The 19,490-nt window shown below is 67.5% G+C and carries 14 protein-coding genes; 7 read left to right on the top strand and 7 right to left on the bottom strand.

The genetic code is table 11. The features are described 5' to 3' along the window. The first annotated feature begins 3 nt into the window (after window positions 1-3). A complete protein-coding gene (locus ACCC97_RS03640; protein WP_413331608.1) occupies window positions 4-783 on the top strand; it encodes an esterase/lipase family protein in 780 nt (259 codons plus the stop codon). Between the two features lie 15 nt (window positions 784-798). Here the strand turns inward: ACCC97_RS03640 and ACCC97_RS03635 are convergent, their stop codons facing one another. The 3 genes from ACCC97_RS03635 to ACCC97_RS03625 form a co-directional block, all read right to left on the bottom strand. Continuing rightward, window positions 799-4,017, bottom strand: a complete 3,219-nt coding sequence (locus tag ACCC97_RS03635) for a bifunctional cytochrome P450/NADPH--P450 reductase (RefSeq protein ID WP_413331607.1) — start codon at window positions 4,015-4,017, stop codon at window positions 799-801. A 154-nt stretch (window positions 4,018-4,171) separates the two neighbouring features. Beyond that, window positions 4,172-5,425: a branched-chain amino acid ABC transporter substrate-binding protein gene (locus ACCC97_RS03630; protein WP_413331606.1), complete on the bottom strand. Its 1,254-nt coding sequence runs from the start codon at window positions 5,423-5,425 to the stop codon at window positions 4,172-4,174. A gap of 26 nt (window positions 5,426-5,451) precedes the next feature. Next, complete coding sequence (locus ACCC97_RS03625) at window positions 5,452-6,141, bottom strand: TetR/AcrR family transcriptional regulator (RefSeq protein WP_007835982.1); 690 nt, start codon at window positions 6,139-6,141, stop codon at window positions 5,452-5,454. A gap of 85 nt (window positions 6,142-6,226) precedes the next feature. Here ACCC97_RS03625 and ACCC97_RS03620 point away from each other — a divergent pair, with 85 nt between their 5' ends. From ACCC97_RS03620 to ACCC97_RS03605, 4 genes are all read left to right on the top strand, one after another. Further along, a complete protein-coding gene (locus tag ACCC97_RS03620) occupies window positions 6,227-7,840 on the top strand; it encodes an AMP-binding protein (protein ID WP_413331605.1) in 1,614 nt (537 codons plus the stop codon). A gap of 10 nt (window positions 7,841-7,850) precedes the next feature. Then, entirely contained in the window at window positions 7,851-11,144 is a 3,294-nt protein-coding gene (locus ACCC97_RS03615; RefSeq protein ID WP_413331604.1) for a carboxyl transferase domain-containing protein, read from the top strand. A gap of 64 nt (window positions 11,145-11,208) precedes the next feature. Then, window positions 11,209-12,528, top strand: coding sequence for an SGNH/GDSL hydrolase family protein (locus ACCC97_RS03610; RefSeq protein WP_413331603.1), 1,320 nt, complete (start codon window positions 11,209-11,211; stop codon window positions 12,526-12,528). Window positions 12,529-12,657: 129 nt separating this feature from the next. Beyond that, window positions 12,658-13,029: a YXWGXW repeat-containing protein gene (locus ACCC97_RS03605; RefSeq protein ID WP_007835978.1), complete on the top strand. Its 372-nt coding sequence runs from the start codon at window positions 12,658-12,660 to the stop codon at window positions 13,027-13,029. A 9-nt stretch (window positions 13,030-13,038) separates the two neighbouring features. Here the strand turns inward: ACCC97_RS03605 and purU are convergent, their stop codons facing one another. Further along, on the bottom strand, window positions 13,039-13,905 hold the full coding sequence (gene purU, locus ACCC97_RS03600) for a formyltetrahydrofolate deformylase (protein WP_007835977.1): 867 nt from the start codon (window positions 13,903-13,905) through the stop codon (window positions 13,039-13,041). Window positions 13,906-13,975: 70 nt separating this feature from the next. Between purU and ACCC97_RS03595 the strand changes: the two genes are divergently transcribed. After that, a complete protein-coding gene (locus ACCC97_RS03595; protein ID WP_413331601.1) occupies window positions 13,976-15,310 on the top strand; it encodes an aminotransferase class III-fold pyridoxal phosphate-dependent enzyme in 1,335 nt (444 codons plus the stop codon). A 306-nt stretch (window positions 15,311-15,616) separates the two neighbouring features. Here ACCC97_RS03595 and ACCC97_RS03590 read toward each other — a convergent pair whose 3' ends face one another. From ACCC97_RS03590 to ACCC97_RS03580, 3 genes are all read right to left on the bottom strand, one after another. Continuing rightward, window positions 15,617-16,468: a ChaN family lipoprotein gene (locus ACCC97_RS03590; protein WP_007835973.1), complete on the bottom strand. Its 852-nt coding sequence runs from the start codon at window positions 16,466-16,468 to the stop codon at window positions 15,617-15,619. 167 nt (window positions 16,469-16,635) lie between these two features. Further along, window positions 16,636-16,947, bottom strand: coding sequence for a DUF3567 domain-containing protein (locus ACCC97_RS03585; RefSeq protein ID WP_007835970.1), 312 nt, complete (start codon window positions 16,945-16,947; stop codon window positions 16,636-16,638). 105 nt (window positions 16,948-17,052) lie between these two features. Next, on the bottom strand, window positions 17,053-18,243 hold the full coding sequence (locus ACCC97_RS03580; RefSeq protein WP_413331600.1) for a DUF3108 domain-containing protein: 1,191 nt from the start codon (window positions 18,241-18,243) through the stop codon (window positions 17,053-17,055). Window positions 18,244-18,383: 140 nt separating this feature from the next. Between ACCC97_RS03580 and ACCC97_RS03575 the strand changes: the two genes are divergently transcribed. Beyond that, window positions 18,384-19,487: a fumarylacetoacetate hydrolase family protein gene (locus tag ACCC97_RS03575; RefSeq protein ID WP_413331599.1), complete on the top strand. Its 1,104-nt coding sequence runs from the start codon at window positions 18,384-18,386 to the stop codon at window positions 19,485-19,487. Window positions 19,488-19,490: the final 3 nt, after the last annotated feature.

The following is a 19,490-nucleotide window of genomic DNA, read 5'->3' as shown; positions in this document are numbered from 1 at the left end:
ATCATGACCACTGCCACCTACGCCAAGGAACCTGTCGCGCCGCCGTCGCGCCTGCTGCTGCTGGCCGAAGCCCGAGCGCTCTGGGAAACCGGCGCAGGCATCGCCATGTGGCCGCTGCTGCAGCTCGCGCCGCGTGGCGATGGACACCCGGTGCTCGTACTGCCGGGCCTGGTGGCGGGTGACGGCTCCACGCTGCTGCTGCGCCGCTACCTGTGCAGCCGCGGCTACGACGCGCACGGCTGGGGCCAGGGGCGCAACTTCGGTCCACGCGAAGGCGTGGAAGACGCCATGGTCGAGTTGCTGAAGACCCTGCACGACAACAGCGGCCAGAAGGTCAGCGTGATCGGCTGGAGTCTGGGCGGCGTGTATGCGCGGCTACTGGCCTCGTCCTATGCGCCCATGATCCGCAACGTCATCACGTTGGGCAGCCCCTTCTCCGGCAGCCCGCGCGCCACCAACGCATGGCGCGTGTACGAAGGCGTGAGCGGCCAGAGTTCGCACGACCCGCGCCGCATGAAGTTCGTGCAGCCCACGCCGCCGGTGCCGACCACCTCGATCTTCAGCCGCACCGACGGTGTCGTTGCCTGGCGCTGCAGCATCGAGAAGACCGGGCCGCAGTCCGAGAACATTGAAGTCGTCGCCAGCCACCTGGGACTGGGCGCGCACCCTGCGGTGCTCTACGCGGTGGCCGACCGGCTGGCGCAGCCCGAGGGCGAGTGGAAGCCCTTCAATCGTGGGTTGCTGGGGCCGCTGGTCTATCCGGATCCCGATCGCGATATCTGAGCCCGAGCGGGCTTCTCAGCTTCCGGCCCACACGTCCAGCACGTAGCGCTGGTCGGCGATCATTTTGTCCATCCACGCCTTGCTGTCGTGTCCGTGCTCGCGCGCGAGGTCGCTCAGCGTGCGCCGCACGTCGGGCTCCATGCGCGAGCCGTCGCCGCATACGTAAACCACCGCGCCCGCTTCCAGCAGCTTCCACACATCGGCGGCCTGCTCGCGGATCAGGTCCTGCACGTAGACCTTGCGCTCGCCCGCGCGCGAGAACGCGGTGTGCAGCTTCATCACGCCGCGGTGCGCCCAGGCCTGCAGTTCGTCGGCATAGATGAAGTCCTGCTCGGGATGGCGGCAGCCGAAGAAAAGCAGCGCCTCGCCGAGCGGGTTACCTCCTTCGATCTGCGCCGCGCGCTCCTGCAGGAAGCCGCGGAACGGCGCGAGGCCGGTGCCTGGTCCGACCATGATGAGCGGCCGGGCCGCATCGTCGGGCAACCGGAAGCCCTCGGCCGTGGTCTCTCGCACCACGCCGTGCACCGTGTCGCCGGCTTCGGCGCGCGCCAGGAAGTTGGAGCACACGCCCTCGAAGGTGCCGCTGCCCGACCTGGCGGGGCCGCTCACCACGCCTACCGTCACGCTGCATTTGCCCGGCGTCATCGTCGGGGAAGAAGAGATCGAGTAGTAGCGCGGCGACAGCGGCGACAGCATTTCGAGGAACACCGCGAACGGCACCTGGCAGGCACGGTGCTCTTCCAGCAGGTCGAGCAGCGACTTGCGCTTGTGCAGCACCTCTGTCTTGTACATCGCCTGCGAAGCCTCGTCGCTGCCTGACAGCGCCGCGAGCCTGGGTTTGGTGAACGGGCACTCGGTGTACGCCGCGAGCGTGGCGATCTGCTTGCGCGTGGCCACGTCCTGCAGCTCGACGTAGTCGCCCAGCAGGCGGTCGACCGCGATCACCTGCTCCACCGGCAGCGCCGCCTTGCGGCCCGAGCCGGCATGCAGGCGCACATGCGCGTCGCGGTCGAAGCCGAAGCGCGCCATCGCACGTTCGACCTGGGCCGGACTGTTGCGCGGCACCACGCTCAGGTGGTCGCCGGCGCGGTAGACCAGACCCTCGGGCAGCATCAGCTCGACGTGGCGCGTGGAGCGGCCTGCTTCGCCGTTGCCGCCGTTCTGCAGCTCTCGGTTCTCGATCACCCGCAGCGCCACCGCGCCCAGCGCGTCGACGATCGCGTTCTTCTGCGGCGGCGGCAGCTCCTCGAGCGTGTAGAGCGGCTCGCTCTGCGCGGGTGAGTCGGCGCCGGTCTTGATGTCGAAGGCCTTCACCAGCTCGGGCCACAGCGCATCGCTCCAGTCCTGGAAGGCGCCGTCCATGTCCTCGCGCGCATCGCCTTCGCCGCGCGGATGCACGCGCGTGGCGCCGAGCGCCTCGAGCCGTTCGTCGATGCGGCGCGGCACCGCCTGGTAGGTGGCGGCCCAGTCGGTGTTGCCGCAGCCGAACACGCTGAAGCGCACGCCGTTGAGCGAATCGTCGGCCTTGTCGAGCCAGCGGTGGAACTCGGCCGCGTTGTCGGGCGCCACGCCGTTGTACGAGGCGCAGACGATGGCGACCGCGCCGTTGGCCGGCAGCCGCTCGGCATAGTCGTCGAGCGAGGCCAGCTGGGTGGAGAAGCCGCGCGTCTCGCCGGCCTCGGCCAGCTGCCGCGCGAGGTCTTCGGCCGTGCCGAGGTTGGAGCCCTGCAGCACCAGCAGCGAGGTGCCGTGGCGCGCCGCCTGCTGCTTGCGCTGTGCTGGCTGCGTGGGCTGCACGGGCGCGGCGGCCGCGTCGCTCATGTTGCCGCGCGGGCGCGTGGCCGGGTCGCGCAGCAGTGCCTTGATCCTGAAATTCTCGGGCTTGATCGTCAGCGCTTCCTTGATCTTCAGCTTGTAGCCCGTGTGGTCCACGAGGTTGAAGCGCTGAAGGATCATGCCCAGCGTGAGCACCGCCTCCTGCAGCGCGAACTGCCGCCCGATGCAGGCGCGCTGCCCGTTGCCGAAGGGCTTGAACGCGTTCGCCGGCCGCTCGCGCTCGGCTTCGCGGCTGAAGTGGTCGGGGTTGAACTGGTCGGCATCCTCGCCCCAGATGCCCTTGTCACGGTGCAGCGCCAGCGCATGCATGATGACCATGTTGTTCTTCTTGATCGTGTACAGCCCGCCGATCTTCGTGTCTTCCTTGGCGCGCATCGAGATCGCGGGCGCGGTCGGATACAGGCGCAGAGATTCCTTCAGCACCTGCATCACGTACTGCAGCCGGTTGACCTGCGCGTAGGTCGGCTTCTGCGAGGTGTCCGGGCCGAACACGTTGTCCACCTCGGCTTGCGCCTTGGCCATCGCCTCGGGGTTGTTCAGCAGGAAGTAGATGGCGAACGAGAGCAGGCCGCTGGTGGTCTCGTGCCCCGCGATGAGGAATTCGATGCACTCGTCGCGGATCATCTTGTCGGTGAGCTGCTCGCCGCTCTTCTTGTCCACGCCAGCGATCATGTAGCTCAGCAGGTCGGGCTTGGTGGCGATGTCGGCCCCGCTCGCGCGCCGCTCCTCGATGATGTCTTCCACCATCTTGTGCATGAAGCGGATGTCCTTGCGCTGTTGCGCGAGCTCCTTCTTCAGCATCAGCTCTTCCAGCGGCAGGCCGCGGCGGTTCTGCACCGTCTCCAGCGTGCGCACCATCGCGTCGACGAAAGGATGGAAGCCTTCGCGGTAGAACGAGTTGAAGCGATAGCCGAAGCCGCACAGGCCGATGGTGTCGAGCGTGAGCGCGGTCATGTCGCGCACCACGTCCACCTCTTCATCGAAGTTCAGCCGCTCCCACTTGGTGACCAGCTGCCCCGCGATGTCCAGCATCATCGGGTGGTAGGCCTGCATCGCGCGCTGGCTGAAGTTGGCCAACAGGATGTTGTGCGGCTTCGACCAGGTCTCCTCGTGCGTGTCCGAAGTGAACAGTCCGTGCGAGGCGGCACGCAGCCGGCGCAGCGCGCCGCGCGTGCTCTTGTCGAAGCGCGCTTCCTCGCAGAGTTCGTCCACCAGCTCGGGCGACGAGACCACGATCACCGGCATGCCCGGCATGTCCAGCCAGTAGATGCCGCCGAGGTCCTGCGCGATCTTCCACATGTCGAGCACGGGAGAGTCGGAGCCGATCGACAGCAGGTTCCCGACGAAGGGCTTCTTCGCCGGATGTGGGATCGGGTGGAGCGAGTTTTTGCCTGCCATGGTCTTGTTGTGCCTTTGGAGTGGACCCGCTTCGGATACCGGGGTATGGAAGCCGGAGTATCCCGACGGCACGGGAGGTGGGCAGGACGGGGTTTCCCTTAGGACATTCGCGGAGGGGAGCACCCGGTGGCCTTCGCGTGCGCCCCGAGGCAAGTCATGGCCGAACCATCTTGCACTCCGTACCTTGCGCAAGCTCGTTCCCGGTATACACCGCGTCGGTGCGAAAGCCATAGTTCGTGCCCTCCCAGCCCGTCTTCACCGTCTTGCCGTCCACCGGCACGATGGTGTTGACCACCTGCGGCAACAACAACTGGTGGTCTTCGGCACGCATGCGCACAGGGCCCACCACAGAGTCGAAGCTCAGGTCCTCGAGCGCGCGAGCCACCTTGACGGTGTCGGTCGAACCGGCCTTGTCGATGGCGGCAGCCAGCAGGCGCGGCGTCATGTCGATGCGCGGCGCGAGGAAGTCCTTGCCGGTCTTGACCTTGTAGGCCTTGGCCAGCGCGTCCACCTTGGGCGTGTCGGGCTCGCCCGGATGCCATTCGGCCACCCAGGTCAACTGGCCCAGCTTCGCCTGCGACACGGCCGTCACCGTGCCCGGCACCGAGCCTGCGCTGTGGTTGAAGTAGCGCAGGTTGTAGCCCGCGTCGCCCGCGGCCTTCAGCAGCAGCGTCATGTCCTGGCCCCAGTTGCCGGTGATGACCGAGTCGGCGCCGCTCTGCTTCACGTTGGCGATGTAGGGCGCGAAGTCCTTCACGCGGCCGATGGGGTGAAGCGCCTCGCCCACGAACTGGATGTCGGGCCGCGCCAGGCCCACCAGCTGCCTGCCGTAGCTGGCCCACTGCTTGCCGTGCGCGTAGTCCTGGTTGAGCAGGTAGACCTTCTTCACGTCGGGCGTCTTCTTGATGTAGTTGGCCAGCGCCTTCATCTTCATCGCCGTGTTGGCCTCGGTCTGGAAGTGCCAGAAGCTGCAGCCCTTGCCCGTCATCTCGGGGTCGATGGAGGAGTGGTTCAGCACGATCAGCTCCTTGCCCGGGTTGCGCTGGTTCCAGCGCGCCACCGACTGCACCAGCGCCGTGACCACCGACGAGCCCGAGCCGCCCGTGACGATCGCCTTCGCGCCCTGGTCGATGGCCGCCTGCAGCGCGCTCTGGCTTTCCTGCGCCGAGAGCTTGCTGTCGAACTGCAGCAGCTGCAGCTTCGTGCCGCCGAGCACGCCGCCCCTGGCGTTGATGTCCTCGATGGCGTACTGCGTGTGCATCAGCATCAGCTCGCCGACGTTGGCAAAAGGACCCGAGAGCGGATCGATGTAGGCGACCTTGTAGGTCTGCTGCGCGTGAGCGGCGCCGGCGGTGGCCAGCAGGCAGGCAAGGGCGATCCGCGCCAATGGCGCACGGTTGAACTTCATGGTTTGTCTCCGGGGATGGTTGTCAGTCAGTTCTTCGCTTGCAGCCCGATCACGCGGCCGGCCAGCTTCGTGAGTTCGGCCACCACCTCGTCGGGCGAGAGGCGCCCGTTCGGGCGGTACCAGCTGTAGAGAAAACCCGGCAGGCTGCAGGCCGCGAGCGCGGTGAGCTTGGTCTCGGCGAAGTCGAGGTCGCCGTCGCGCCGCGCTTCTTCGAGCAGCGGGCACAGCAGGTCGTAGAAGTGGTGGGCGAGCTTCTTCTGCGCCGCGATGTACTCGGGCCGGTACACCTGCGGCTCGCGATAAGGAAAGAAGGCGACGGGGTGATGCGCAATGGTCGCGCGAATCAGCCGCTCGATGCCGTCGATCACTTTCTCGCTGGCGCGGCGCGGGTCTGTGGCTGCGAAGTCGAGCGCGGTGAAGCAATCGACAGCCGGGCGCCACGACAGTGTTTCGAAAATCTCCTGCTTGTCGCGGAAGTAGTAGTACACGAAGGGCTTGGTCACGCCCAGCGCGCGCACGATCTGCGCCATGGTGGTGTTGGCATAGCCCTGCGCCGCAAACAGCTGCGCAGCCGCCTGCAGGATGCGCTCGCGCTGCAGGTCGGTGCCCTGCGTGGCTGCGCGCTGTCGGCCCGTGCCTTGCGGCAGGTGCGGCTGTGCAGCGGTGCCGCTCTGGCTTCCAGAGGGTTTGTGCCGTGTCGCGGAAGTTATACCCATGGGTAGGATTGTTCGTGCACCATGCACCATTGGCAAGCGCCAGCCCGGTGCGTGCGGCTATCGATAACCCTGAGGAAGTGACGCCATGGAGACATTGCCCGACCGCCCGCAGCAGCCCCTGCACGAGTACCTGCGCACCCACGCACGCGAGCGCGGCGGCAGCACTGCCTGTCTCTGGTACGGCCAGGCGATGAGCTGGTCCGAGCTCGATCGCGCGAGCGACGCCTTCGCCGCGCGGCTGCAGGCGCTCGGCGTGAAGAAGGGAGAGCCGGTGGTGCTCTTCCTCAACAACTGCCCGCAATACCTTGTGGCGCACTTCGGCATCCAGAAAATCGGCGCCATCGTCTGCCCGAGCGGGCCGCTCAACAAGGAGCACGAGCTGGCCTACCAGGTCAACGACCTGAAGGCGCGCGTGATCGTCGCGGCCGCGTCGCTGTTGCCGGTAGTGCGCAAGGTGCAGCCGCAGAGCGCGCTCGAACATGTGTTCGTGGTGCACTACGCCGATCTGCTGCCTGCCCATCCCGCGCTCGACCTTCCGCTCGAACTCGCCGCGGAGCGCAAGTCCGAACGCACCGTACCCGAAGGCTGCGAAGACTTCCTCGCCGTGATGAAGGCTGGCGCGAAGCCGCAGGCCGTCGCCATCGACATGGACGACGTTGCGCTCATGACCTACACCTCGGGCACCACCGGCCTGCCGAAGGGCGCGATGCTGAGCTATGGCAACGCGCTCTTCAAGACGCGCGCCGCGGCCGACTGCAATGGCGTGGGGCCCGATGACGTGCTGCTGTCCATCGCGCCGCTGTATCACATCGCGGGCATGCTGATGGGCGTCAACGTGCCGGTGCTCAGCGGCGCAGCCTCGGTGCTGATGCACCGCTTCGATCCGCGCGCCGCGCTGCAGGCCATCGCCGCGTACAAGGTGAGCTGGTGGTACAGCATCGCGCCGATGAACGTGGCCTGCATGCAGGTGCCCGACATCGCGAGCTTCGACCTGGGCAGCCTGAAGATGAACCCGGTGACCAGCTTCGGCATCGCCTTCACCGAGCCGCTGGCGCAGCAGTGGCGCTCGCATGCGCCGAACTGCACCTCGTTCGAGGCCGCCTACGGCCTGAGCGAGACCCACACCTGCGACACCTACACGCCGCACCACGCGCCGCGCTGGGGCACGCAGGGCGTGCCGGTGCCGGGCGTGACGATCCGCATCGTCGACGCGGACACGCAGGCCGACATGCCCGCAGGCGAGGTCGGCGAGATCGTGCTGACCAGCCCCGGCGTCTTCAAGGGCTATTGGAACAAGCCCGAGGCCACCGCTGCCACGCTGCGCAACGGCTGGGTGCACACGGGCGACATGGGCAAGCTCGACGCCGATGGCTACCTCACCTTCATCGGCCGCTTCAAGGAAATGATCAAGGTCTCGGGCTACAGCGTGTTCCCCGAAGAGGTAGAGACCATCCTCATCAAGCACCCGGCGGTCGCGCAGGCGGCCGTCATCGCGCAGCCCGATGCCGAGAAGGGCGAGGTCGTGAAGGCCTTCATCGTGCGCAAGCCCGGCGCCGCGCTCGAGGCCGATGCGCTGATTGCCTGGGCGCGAGACAACATGGCGAGCTACAAGGCGCCGCGCGCCGTGAGCTTCATCGATGCATTGCCGACCACCGGCGCGGGCAAGGTGCTGCGCCGCCTGCTCAAAGACCAAAGCTGAGAGGTTCTGTTTGTTCTCCAAAGTTCTGATTGCCAACCGCGGCGAGATCGCCGTGCGGCTGATGCGCGCCCTGCGCGACCTGGGCATCGCCAGCGTGGCGGTGCATGCGCGCGACGACGTCTCGGCGCTGCACGCGCAGCTGGCCGACACGGCCGTCGCACTCGATGCGACCGGGCCTTCCGCGTACCTCGACGTCGCCACGCTGATTGCCGTTGCAAAGGCGCAAGGATGCGATGCGGTGCATCCCGGCTACGGCTTTCTCAGCGAGCGCGCCGATTTCGCGCAGGCCTGTGCCGAGGCAGGCCTCGTCTTCATCGGCCCGACGCCCGAGCAGCTGGGCCTGTTCGGCGACAAGGCACGCGCGCGCGCCCTGGCCACGCAATGCGATGTGCCGGTGATGCCCGGCAGCGCCGGCGCGGTGACGCTTGCGCAGGCGCAGGCCTTCTTCGCCGAGCAGCACGCGCAGGGCGCGGGCGTGATGGTCAAGGCCATCGGCGGCGGCGGCGGGCGCGGCATGCGCGCGGTGCTGAATGCAGACGATCTGCCCGAGGCACATGCCCGCTGCATGTCCGAAGCCAGGGCGGCCTTCGGCATCGAGGGCGTGTACGTCGAACGGCTGATGCGCAATGCGCGGCACATCGAGGTGCAGGTGCTGGGCGACGGGCAGGCCGTGGCCAGCCTCGGCGAACGCGAATGCACGCTGCAGCGGCGCTTCCAGAAGCTGGTGGAAATTGCACCGAGTCCCTCGCTGCCCGAGGCCCTGCGCGCGCGGGTCACGCAGGCTGCGCTGCGCATGGCGAAGGCGGTGGGATATCGCGGGCTGGGCACGTTCGAATTTTTGGTCGATGCCGGATCGACGACGCTGCCCTTCGTTTTCATCGAGGCGAACCCGCGGCTGCAGGTCGAGCACACGGTGACGGAAGCTGTGACCGGTCTCGATCTGGTGCAACTGCAGATCGCTGTCGCAGCGGGCCAGCCCTTGGATGAACTGGGTGTGGACGCCGATCGCACGGCGCCGCAGCGCGGCTTCGCGGTGCAGTGGCGCATCAATGCCGAGACGCTCGATGCGCAAGGCAACGCGCGGCCCTCGGGCGGCACGCTCGCGCGCTTCGACCTGCCGGCCGGGCCGGGCGTGCGCATCGACACGCACGGCTACGCGGGCCTTGCGCCTTCGCCGCACTACGACACGCTGCTCGCCAAGCTCATCGTGCATTCGCCGTCGCCGCGTTTCGCAGATGCATTGCGCCGTTCGCTGCGCGCGCTGGACGAATGCCACATCGACGGCATCGCCACCAACCTGTCGCTGCTGCGCGCCATCGCAGCGCGGCCCGAGTTCGCGACGCAGGCGGTGCACACGCGCTTCGTGGAGTCGCATCTGGGCGATCTGCTGGCCGCTGCGGCTTCGTTTGAAAAGCATGCGAAGAAGACGGCGGCCGCGCCGGCTGCGCAACCCGTCGTCGAAGACGACGGCTCGGACGAACTGACCGTCAAGGCGCCGATGCCGGCCCGCCTTTTGCAGTTCGAAGTGGACATCGGCGACGTGCTGCCCGCCGGCGCGCAACTCGGCGTGCTTGAGGCCATGAAGATGGAGCATCTGCTGCACGCGCCCGTGGCCGGCCGCGTGGTAGCGCTGCTGGCTGCGCCCGGGGACTACCTCGTCGAAGGCCAGTCGCTGGTGCAGCTCGAGGCCGTCGATGCGCAAGCCGTCGAGGCCGAGGCGCGTGCCGAGCACGACCTCGACGCGATCCGCCCCGATCTGCAAAAGGTCATCGATCGCCACGCGCCCACGCTCGACGCCAACCGCAAGGCCGCCGTCGACAAGCGCCACGCGCAGGGTGGCCGCACCGCGCGCGAGAACATCGCCGACCTGTGCGACACCGCTGCCGACCCCCAAAACTTCATCGAGTACGGCGCGTTCGCCATCGCCGCACAGACGCGCCGCCGCACGCTCGAGGACCTGATCGCCAACACGCCCGCCGACGGCATGGTCACGGGCCTGGGCAGCATCAATGCGAAGCAGTTCGGCCCCGAGGTGTCGCGCTGCGCCGTGCTGGCCTACGACTACACCGTGCTGGCCGGCACGCAGGGCATGCGCAACCACCACAAGACCGACCGGCTGCTGGCGGTCGCGCATCAGCTGAAGCTGCCGGTGGTGCTGTTCGCCGAGGGTGGCGGCGGTCGTCCCGGCGATACGGACATGCCGATCGTCGCGGGGCTCAACAACCATACCTTCAGCCAGTTCGCGGCGCTCTCGGGCAAGGTGCCCGTGGTCGGCATCGTGCACGGCCGCTGCTTCGCGGGCAACGCGGCACTGCTGGGCTGCGCCGACGTGATCATCGCCACCAGGAGCAGCAACATCGGCATGAGCGGCCCCGCGATGATCGAAGGCGGCGGCCTCGGGACCTTTGCGCCCGAACAGATCGGCCCGAGCAGCGTGCAGTCGCGCAATGGCGTGATCGACATCCTCGTGGAAGACGAAGCCGCCGCAGTGGCCGCGGCGAAGCAGTACCTGTCCTACTTCCAGGGTGCGACCACCGGTTGGCAATGCGCAGACCCGCGCACGCTGCGCCACGTCGTGCCCGAGAACCGGCTGCGCGTGTACGACGTGCGAGCGGCGATGCGCGGCGTGGCCGACACCGGCTCGCTGCTCGAACTGCGCGCGGGTTTCGGCGCGGGCATCGTCACGGCGCTCGCGCGCATCGAGGGCCGGCCGGTGGGCCTGATGGCCAACAACCCGCACCACCTTGGCGGCGCGATCGACGTGGAAGCGGCCGACAAGTCCGCGCGCTTCATGCAGCTGTGCAATGCGCACGGCCTTCCAATTGTTTCGTTGTGCGACACGCCAGGCTTCATGGTCGGGCCCGAAATCGAGGCGCAGGCGCAGGTGCGCCACGTGTGCCGCATGTTCATGGTGGCCTCGCACCTGCGCGTGCCGTTCTTCGCCGTGGTGCTGCGCAAGGGCTATGGCTTGGGCGCGCAGGCGATGACGGCGGGCGGTTTCGACGCACCCGTTTTCACCGTGGCCTGGCCCACTGGCGAATTCGGTGCGATGGGGCTCGAAGGTGCTGTGCGCCTGGGCTTTCGCAAGGAACTGGCGGCCGTCCCGGAGGGCGGCGAGCGCGATGCGCTGTTCAGGAAGCTCGTGGCGCAGCAGTACGCGAACGGCGAGGCGATCCACATGGCGCAGACGCTGGAGATCGATGCAGTGATCGATCCGGCCGAAACACGCACCTGGCTGGTGCGTGGGCTGTCCTCCGCGACGAAGGCGCCCGGCGCGGCCGCTGCCTATGTAGACACTTGGTAACCCGGCTTTAGACCTCGTCACGCGCGGGAGATCATGGCTCCGTAAACTGCGTCGCTTTGCGCCAATGAAACTGGTTTCTCGTTGGGCAGCCCACCTCCGCGACGTGGCCACGGCGCACTGGGTGGCAGCCCTCTGCCTCGCAGTGCTGGCCGTGGGTGTGCAGGCCGTCACTCCCGGCAACCATCCCCGCCAGCCCGCCGAGGCGCACTGGGTGGCGAGCTGGGCGGTGGCGCCGGTCGAGTTCGGCGAGCTGGCCGCAAGCCCCGGCGGCGCGGGCTATTCATCGCCCGCCGGCAATGACCTGCGCGGGCAGACGCTGCGCCAGCAGGTCGAACTGTCGCTGGACGGCCAGCGCATCCGCATCCGCTTCTCGAACCGCTTCGGCAAGGCGCCGCTGCGCATTGCCGCCGCGAGTGCGGCACGCGGCACCGGCGCCGATGCGTTCTCGCCGGCCACGCTGCGCGTGCTGCGGTTCGGTGGGCGCACCAGCCTCACGATCGCCCCCGGCGCGGACGCCTGGAGCGATGGCGTCGACCTGCCGGTTCAGGCGGGGCAGACCGTGGTCGTGAGTGCCTTCTTCGATCGCGCCGCGCCGTTTTCCACGGTCTCCATGCTCGAGCCGGGAACGACGTGGGTGACTGCCGGCAATGCCGTGATGGCGCCGAAGCTGAAGAGCCCCACGCCGCTGGTGCTGAACCAGATCGTGACCGGGCTCGACGTGCTCACCACGAAGTCCGTGCGCACCGTCGTGGCGTTCGGCGACTCCATCACGTCGGGCACCGCGGAGGCCAAATTCGGGGCCTATCCCGACATGCTGGCCACGCGCCTGCGCGATACGCAGGGCGCTGGAAACGACATAGCGGTGCTCAATGCCGGCATCGGCGGCAACCGCCTGCTGGCCGACGGCATGGGGCCCAGCGGCCTCTCGCGTTTCGAGCGCGACGCCTTACGGCAGAGCAGCGTGACGCACGCGATCGTCCTGCTCGGCACCAACGACATCGGCCGCACCCTGTTCGCCAACGTGCCCGGCGCCGAGATCAAGCCCCGCGACATGCCGACCGCCGAGCGCATCACCGATGGGCTGGAGCAGCTGGTCAAGCAGGCTCGCGCCAAGGGCGTGAAGGTGCTGCTCGGCACGGTGCCGCCATTCAGGAACACGCCTTACTGGAACGAGGCCAACGATGCCATGCGCGAAGCCGTCAACCGCTGGATTCGCGGTCGGCAGGACATCGATGGCGTGGTCGATTTCGATGCGGCGCTGCGCGACCCCGCGGACCCGCAGGCATTGAACCCGCTGTTCGATTCGGGCGACCACCTGCACCCCAACAAGGCCGGCCATGCCGCGATGGCCGCGACCATCGACCTGCACGAATTGCAGGAGTGAGTGCTCGCAAGGGCTGTGGGAGCAGCGAAAGGCGGGTCACAGCTCTACACAAGATTTCGTGCACCGCTTACAGGCGCTTCACATGGGCTGGGCAGCATGAAGGCTCCTACAACTCATGAGGGGTACTTCATGAAAAAGATCGCATTGGCTCTTTCCATCGGCGCTGCTTCGCTTCTGTCGGTGGGCACGTTGGCTGTTCCCACGGCCGCGCAGGCGCAGCCCGTCACCATCGAGGTGGCGCCGCCCCCGCCGCGCTTCGAACGCATGCCGCCGCCGCGCCGCGGCTATGCGTGGTCGCCGGGGCACTATGAATGGCACGGTGGCCGCCACGTGTGGGTCCGCGGCTACTGGGTGCGCGAGCGTCCGGGCTATGCCTACCGTCCGCCGGAATGGCGCCAGGACGGCGACCGCTGGCAATACCACAGGGGCGGTTGGGACCGCGATGGCGACGGGGTGCCGAACCGCTACGACCGCCGGCCGGACGACCCGAATCGCAACTGACGGCAGGGTTCAGCGGAACACGACGGTGCGGTGGCCGTTCAGCAGCACGCGGTGCTCGCTGTGCCACTTCACCGCCCGCGCCAGCACCTGGCTCTCTGTGTCGCGGCCGCGGGCCGTGAGGTCTTCGACCGTGTCGGTGTGGTCGGCGCGTTCCACGTCCTGCTCGATGATCGGGCCTTCGTCGAGGTCGGCCGTCACGTAGTGGGCGGTGGCGCCGATCAGCTTCACGCCGCGGTCGTGGGCCTGGTAATAGGGCTTGGCGCCCTTGAAGCTGGGCAGGAACGAATGGTGGATGTTGATCGCGCGGCCAGCCAGGCTGCGGCACAGGTCGTTGCTCAGGATCTGCATGTAGCGCGCGAGCACCACGAGCTCGGCGCCTTCGGCCTCGATGATTTCCAGCTGCTTCGCCTCGGCCTGCGCCTTGGTCGCGCCCGTCACCGGGATATGGTGGAACGGCACGTTGTAGCTGGCGGCCAGCTGGTAGAAGTCGCGGTGGTTCGAGATGATGGCGCGCACGTCGATGGCCAGCAGGCCGCTCTTCCAGCGGAACAGCAGGTCGTTGAGGCAGTGGCCTTCCTTGCTGACCAGGATCACGGTCTTCATGGGCTCGGCGGCGGCATGCAGCTGCAGCGCCATGCCGAAGCCGGCGGCGAAGGTCTTCAATTCCTCGCGCAGCGTGGCTTCGCTGTGCTCGCCGCAGGCGAAGCGCACCCGCATGAAGAACAGGCCCGTGTCGTGGTCGTTGTACTGGGCGGCCTCTTCGATGTTGGCGCCCCGTTCGAGCAGGAAGCCCGACACGGCGTGCACGATGCCCGTACGGTCGGGGCAAGAGAGGTTCAGGATGTAGGCGGGCGAGGTGGGCGTAGTGGTCGTCATCAGGGGCGTGATTGTCGCAGGGGTGCCAGAATCGCGATTTTCCTCGACCACATAACCGCAGGAGCGAGACATGGCCCAGCAGGACTTCAACATGGACAACCAATGGTTGCCCTTCACTCCCAACCGCCATTTCAGGAAAGACCCGCGCGTCTTCGTGGCGGCCGATGGCATGGAGTTCACCACGCACGATGGCAAGAAGGTGATCGACGGCATCTCCTCGCTGTGGTGCGTGGGCGCGGGCCACAACCGCAAGCCCATCAACGAGGCGATCAAGAAGCAGCTCGACACGCTCGACTACGCCACTGCCTTCCAGGTCAGCAACGACCGCGCCTTCAAGGCGGCCGAGATGATCGCCTCGCTCGCGCCCGGCGATCTCAACAAGGTGCTGTTCTGCAACTCGGGTTCGGAAGCCGCAGACACCTCGATGAAGGTCGCGCTTGCCTATCACCGCGCACGCGGCGAAGGCCACCGCAACGTGTTCATCGGCCGCGAGAAGGGCTACCACGGCGTGGGCTTCGGTGGCATGTCGGTGGGCGGCATTCCCGGCAATCGCAAGGTGTTCGGCTCGGCCTTCCTGCCGCGCGTGGACCACATGCGCTTCATCCACGATCCGGTGAACCACGCCTACATCCACAACGAGGAGCCGGTGTGGGCCGAAGACCCGCTGGTCGAGCTCGAAACGCGCATCCTGCCGCTGCACGATGCGAGCAACATCGCCGCGATCATCGTCGAGCCGGTGGCCGGATCGGCCGGCTGGTACCTGCCGCCCAAGGGCTACCTGAAGCGCTTGCGCGAGATCTGCGACAAGCACGGCATCCTGCTGATCTTCGACGAGGTCATCACCGGCTTCGGCCGCATGGGCACCAACTTCGCGTCCGACTATTACGGCGTGGTGCCCGACATGCTGAACTTCGCCAAGTGCGTGACCAACGGCGTCATTCCGCTCGGCGGCGTGATCTGCCGCGACAAGCTCTACGACGCGATGATGAAGACCGAGGCGCCCGAGCACGTGGTCGAGTTCTTCCACGGCTACACCTACTCGGGCCACCCGGTGGCCTGCGCCGCGGCCATCGCCACGCTCGATCTCTTCAAGCAGGAGAACCTGTTCGCGCGCGCCGGCGAAATGGGCAAGGTGCTGGGCGATGCCTTCCACAGTGCCTTCAAGGGCCTGCCGAACGTGATCGGCATCCGCAGCCTGGGCCTCGCCGCGGCGGTGGAACTCGCGCCCATCGCGGGCACGCCGGGCAAGCGCGCCTACGACATCTTCCTGGACTGCTTCCACAAGGGTGCACTGGTACGGCCCGCGGGCGACGTGCTGGTGATCGCACCGCCGTACATCGTGGAAAAGTCGCACATCGACACGCTGGTGAATACGCTGGCGGATTCGATCAGAAAGCACGCCTGAGCGGGACGGCGGCACTTGCGCAAGCCGGCGACGCGAAGGCCGTTCGCAGGATCGCGGCGCCGGAAACCATGCGACTTTCGTTTTGAACTGACTGTCGACGAAGCATTTTTAGCGCTTTGACAGAAGCCAGCGGGAGCTTCATTCTTCAGCCCTCACCACGGGGCTGGAGATGACGATGTCGGAAAAAATCGAACGCTGGATGAATCAGCCGCTTTTCGTGGGTCGTCAGGCTCTTCTCGTCACCGTGACACTCGGCTCCGTCGGCGCCTGGTTGTTGTTCTGGTTCGGTGAATAGGGTCGACGCGTTCAAGCCTTCGGTTGCGGCCTGGCCAGCCGCTTGAACTCGGCGCAATAGTCTTTCTCGGGCAATGGCGGCGTCTGCCATGTGCTGTCGTAATCACCCGCCGCCACGTCCGCCGCAGCGGCAGCGGCGCGCATTTGCACCGTGGCAACCTTGATGTCGTCGGGCAGATGCTGCGGCACGCCGAGCGTACGCACGACGTGGCCCGCGCCGGCGATCAGCAGCACCGTCTGGCCCGGCCGCCTTGCCTTGACGATGGCCTGCGCCATTGCACGGTCGCGGCCCACCTGGATGCGCGTCATCGGGACGATCTGGGATTCGGGCAGCATCTTGCAGTGGCCCTCCCGCACGGCGTCCTGCTGCACGGCATAGGCCTCGCCATTGAGCTGCACGTCGAGCGAGACGTCGGCCATGGCGTCCCTCATGCGCGTGCGCGGCAGGTTGGCGCCGACCACGGGCACGCCCGCGCGCACGGCCACCATCACGGTGGGGCCGTAGCTGGCCCAGGGCCAGGCCTTGTCGCTCCAGTCGAGGGCCGCCTGCACCTGCGCTTCGGTGGCGGTGGGGGCGATGCGCGCGGTGCTGCGGCCTTCCTCGGCCATTTCGAGCGCAAGCGCGGCGAGATGGCCGCGCGCGACCAGCGCCTCGACGGCTTCGCGCTCGATGGCGTGGTGCTCGGGGGCGTCGTGCTGCTCGCCGAGCAGGAGGGCGTCGACCGGCTGGAGTGCTGCGATGCGGCGCGCGATGGGTGCATCGGCGCCGGGAGGCAGCACCGAGCAGCCCCCGAATGCGGTGGTGGCGAGCAGGGGAAGAAGCAGGCGCCAGGGAGTCCGCAGGGGCCGGTTTGGAGGGGACATCACGCCATACTATGCCCCGGCACACGCCCGCCGTGCCGTCCATTTCCGCTTTTCCCTGTCGTCTCTTTCGGTTTCTTCGCTGACCCCCGGTTCACGGGACCCGTTGCCGGTGCTTCATGAAAAAAGCGCCCGGACAGGGCGCTTTGTCGTTGGAGGCCGAATTTGCGTCAGTGCACCAGCACCGGCGTGTGGGCCAGCTCGGCGTAGCCTTCGAGCGTGTCCTCGACTTCTTCCTGGGTGGGGGTGTTGAGCTGCCACGCGGCGATCTGCTGCTGGAACAGCTCGGCCCACGAGCCGTCAAGGTAGACCTCCTTGCCCGAACGCTTGTCCACGATCTCGAAGCCGTGGCGCTCCAGAACCGGCACGTTGGGTTGCGCGGGTTCGTCGCCTTCATTGGGCTGCACGTGGACGACGACGAAAGACTCCGAGTCATAAAGCATGTTCATGGCGGGCCCTGTGAGGATGTCGATGGCGTTCATGGGGGATACATAGCAATCAACGCGCCAGTTTCAAGACAGGTTGTCATTCTTGTAAAACCAACGGGCTAATTTTCTTGGCTTTGCTCCGATGGAACGACCTTCTCCTCAGTTCGGGGGGGCCGCGGGTAGGGGTTTGCGCAATTGGGCGTCAGCGAAGTCCCCGTTGGGTTCCGTCTGCCGGATGCGCACTGGCAGGTAGCCGTACGCTGGCGCCAGCCAAAGCTCGAGTTTTCGGTCGAACTCCCGCCGAGGATTGCGGGTGAGCTTGCGCGTGACGTATTCGCCGGCCGGAAGGCTCACTTTTTCTTCGTCACCGACCACGAAGACCCAGACGTCGGCATCGCGCGGCCCCACGGTCTGGACCGAAATCCGGGTGCCTGCCGGATAGCGCCCGGGGCTGGCCGCCAGCAGGCCGCCGAGCTGCATCATCACGCTCATGCGGTCCTGCGCGCCGGCCAGCAGGGGCACGGGTGGCGCGTTGTTGCTGAACACGATCTGCCCCTGTTCGCGTACGAAATGAGAAGCCAGCTCTGACTTGCGGCTTTCGGAGTACCGCTCGGGCTCCAGCCCCGAGGGACCGATGCGGCCGGTGCTGTGCCAGTTGAGCAAGGTGAAGAACACCGCCTTGAGCGTCAGCCGCCCGTCGTAGCGGCTGCCATCCTGCAGCCAGACCAGTTCGCCGAACACGCCACGCTGCGGGGAGGCGCCGGACTGGCCGGTGGCCTCGAAGTCCAGCGTGACCGAGCCGGGGATCTTCATCGCCTGGGTGCCGGCGATGGTGCCCGAGGCCTCGCCACCGGCCGCCGCAGTGGTGCCGGTTCCGGTGCCGCTGGAAGGCGATACCGCGCCGGTTGGGGCGCTGGCCGCTGCTTCCGGCGGTGTTGCTCCTGAATTGGTAGCGGCCTGGGCTGTCAGGTCGGGCATTTCGGGGGCTGAAGGCGTGGAGGCATCCGGCTCCGGCGCGGGCTCGGGCTTGACGACGGCCGGTTTCGGCTTGGGCACAGACGCTTCACGGGGACGCCGCGGCTTGGGTGGCGGAGGCGGCTTCGCTTCGGCGGGTGCGGCCGCCGGAGCGGGCGCCTCGGACGCCGGTGGTGCGATCACGATGGTGCGCGTGCTGAACTTGCTAGCCAGCGGCGAGGGTTCCGGCCCGACCGCCATCGGCGCCAGCCCGAGCAGCAACAGATGGACCAGCCCCACCAGCAGCGTCAGCCCGATCAGAACCCGCCACGACGGACGCCCCGGCAGCCCGGGAGGCAGCGATGGCGAGGAAGAGGGGGCGACGAGCGTCGGCATCGGTATGTGGAGTGAGGCGCCGGCCCGGAGGTTCACGAAAGACCACCTCGGTAAACTGCCGCCCGTTCAACCAGTTTAAGTGGGAGCGGCGACCGGCCCGTGCCGGCGCCCCGTCCCCGTTCTCACGCACGCACCGCATCATGAAACTCGCCACCTTGAAGGACGGCTCGCGCGACGGCCAGCTCGTTGTCGTATCGCGCGACCTCACGCTCGCCCACTACGCCACCGGCATCGCGAGCCGGCTGCAGCAGGTGCTGGACGACTGGGGCTTCATGAGCCCGCAGCTGCAGGACCTGTACGACGCCGTCAACACCGGCCGTGCACGCCATTCCTTTCCCTTCGATCCGTCGATGTGCATGGCCCCGCTGCCGCGCGCCTACCAGTGGGCCGACGGCTCGGCCTACCTGAACCACGTGGAGCTGGTGCGCAAGGCGCGCAACGCCGAGGTGCCCGAGAGCTTCTACACCGATCCGCTGATGTACCAGGGCGGCAGCGACGACTTCCTGGGCCCGACCGACGACGTGGTCGTGCCCAGCGAAGCCATGGGCATCGACTTCGAGGCCGAGATCGCGGTGATCACCGGCGACGTGCGCATGGGTGCCACGCCCGACCAGGCGCTCGACGGCATCCGCCTCGTGATGCTGGCCAACGACGTGAGCCTGCGCAACCTCATTCCGGCCGAGCTGGCCAAGGGCTTCGGCTTCTTCCAGAGCAAGCCCGCCACCGCCTTCAGCCCCGTGGCCGTCACGCTCGACGAGATCGGCGAGGCGTGGCAGGACGGCCGCGTACACCTCGCGCTGCAAAGCAGCTGGAACGGCCGCAAGGTCGGCCTGTGCGACGCCGGCCCGGAGATGACCTTCCATTTCGGCCAGCTCATCGCCCACATCGCCAAGACGCGCAACGTGCGCGCCGGCAGCATCGTGGGCAGCGGCACCGTGAGCAACAAGGGCGTCGAGAAGAAGGACGGCCAGATGGACTGGCCCAAGGGCTATTCGTGCATCGCCGAGAAGCGCTGCATCGAGACCATCCAGACCGGCCAGCCCTACACCGAGTTCATGAAGTTCGGCGACACGATCCGCATCGAGATGAAGGGGTTGGACGGGCGCTCGCTGTTCGGGGCGATCGATCAGGAGATCGTGTCCACGGCGGGGCGGCCGAAGGAGGCGCCGGTGTCGCTGGTGAAGCCGCAGCAGGGCGGGGCGCCGGACGAGCCACAGCCGGAGCAAGAAGCTTCCGAAGACTGAGGG

The sequence above is a fragment of the Variovorax sp. Varisp85 genome (genome assembly GCF_047304045.1).
Lineage (GTDB): Bacteria > Pseudomonadota > Gammaproteobacteria > Burkholderiales > Burkholderiaceae_C > Variovorax.
Note: the sequence above shows the minus strand (reverse complement) of the source record. Positions and strands in the feature narration are given on the sequence as shown.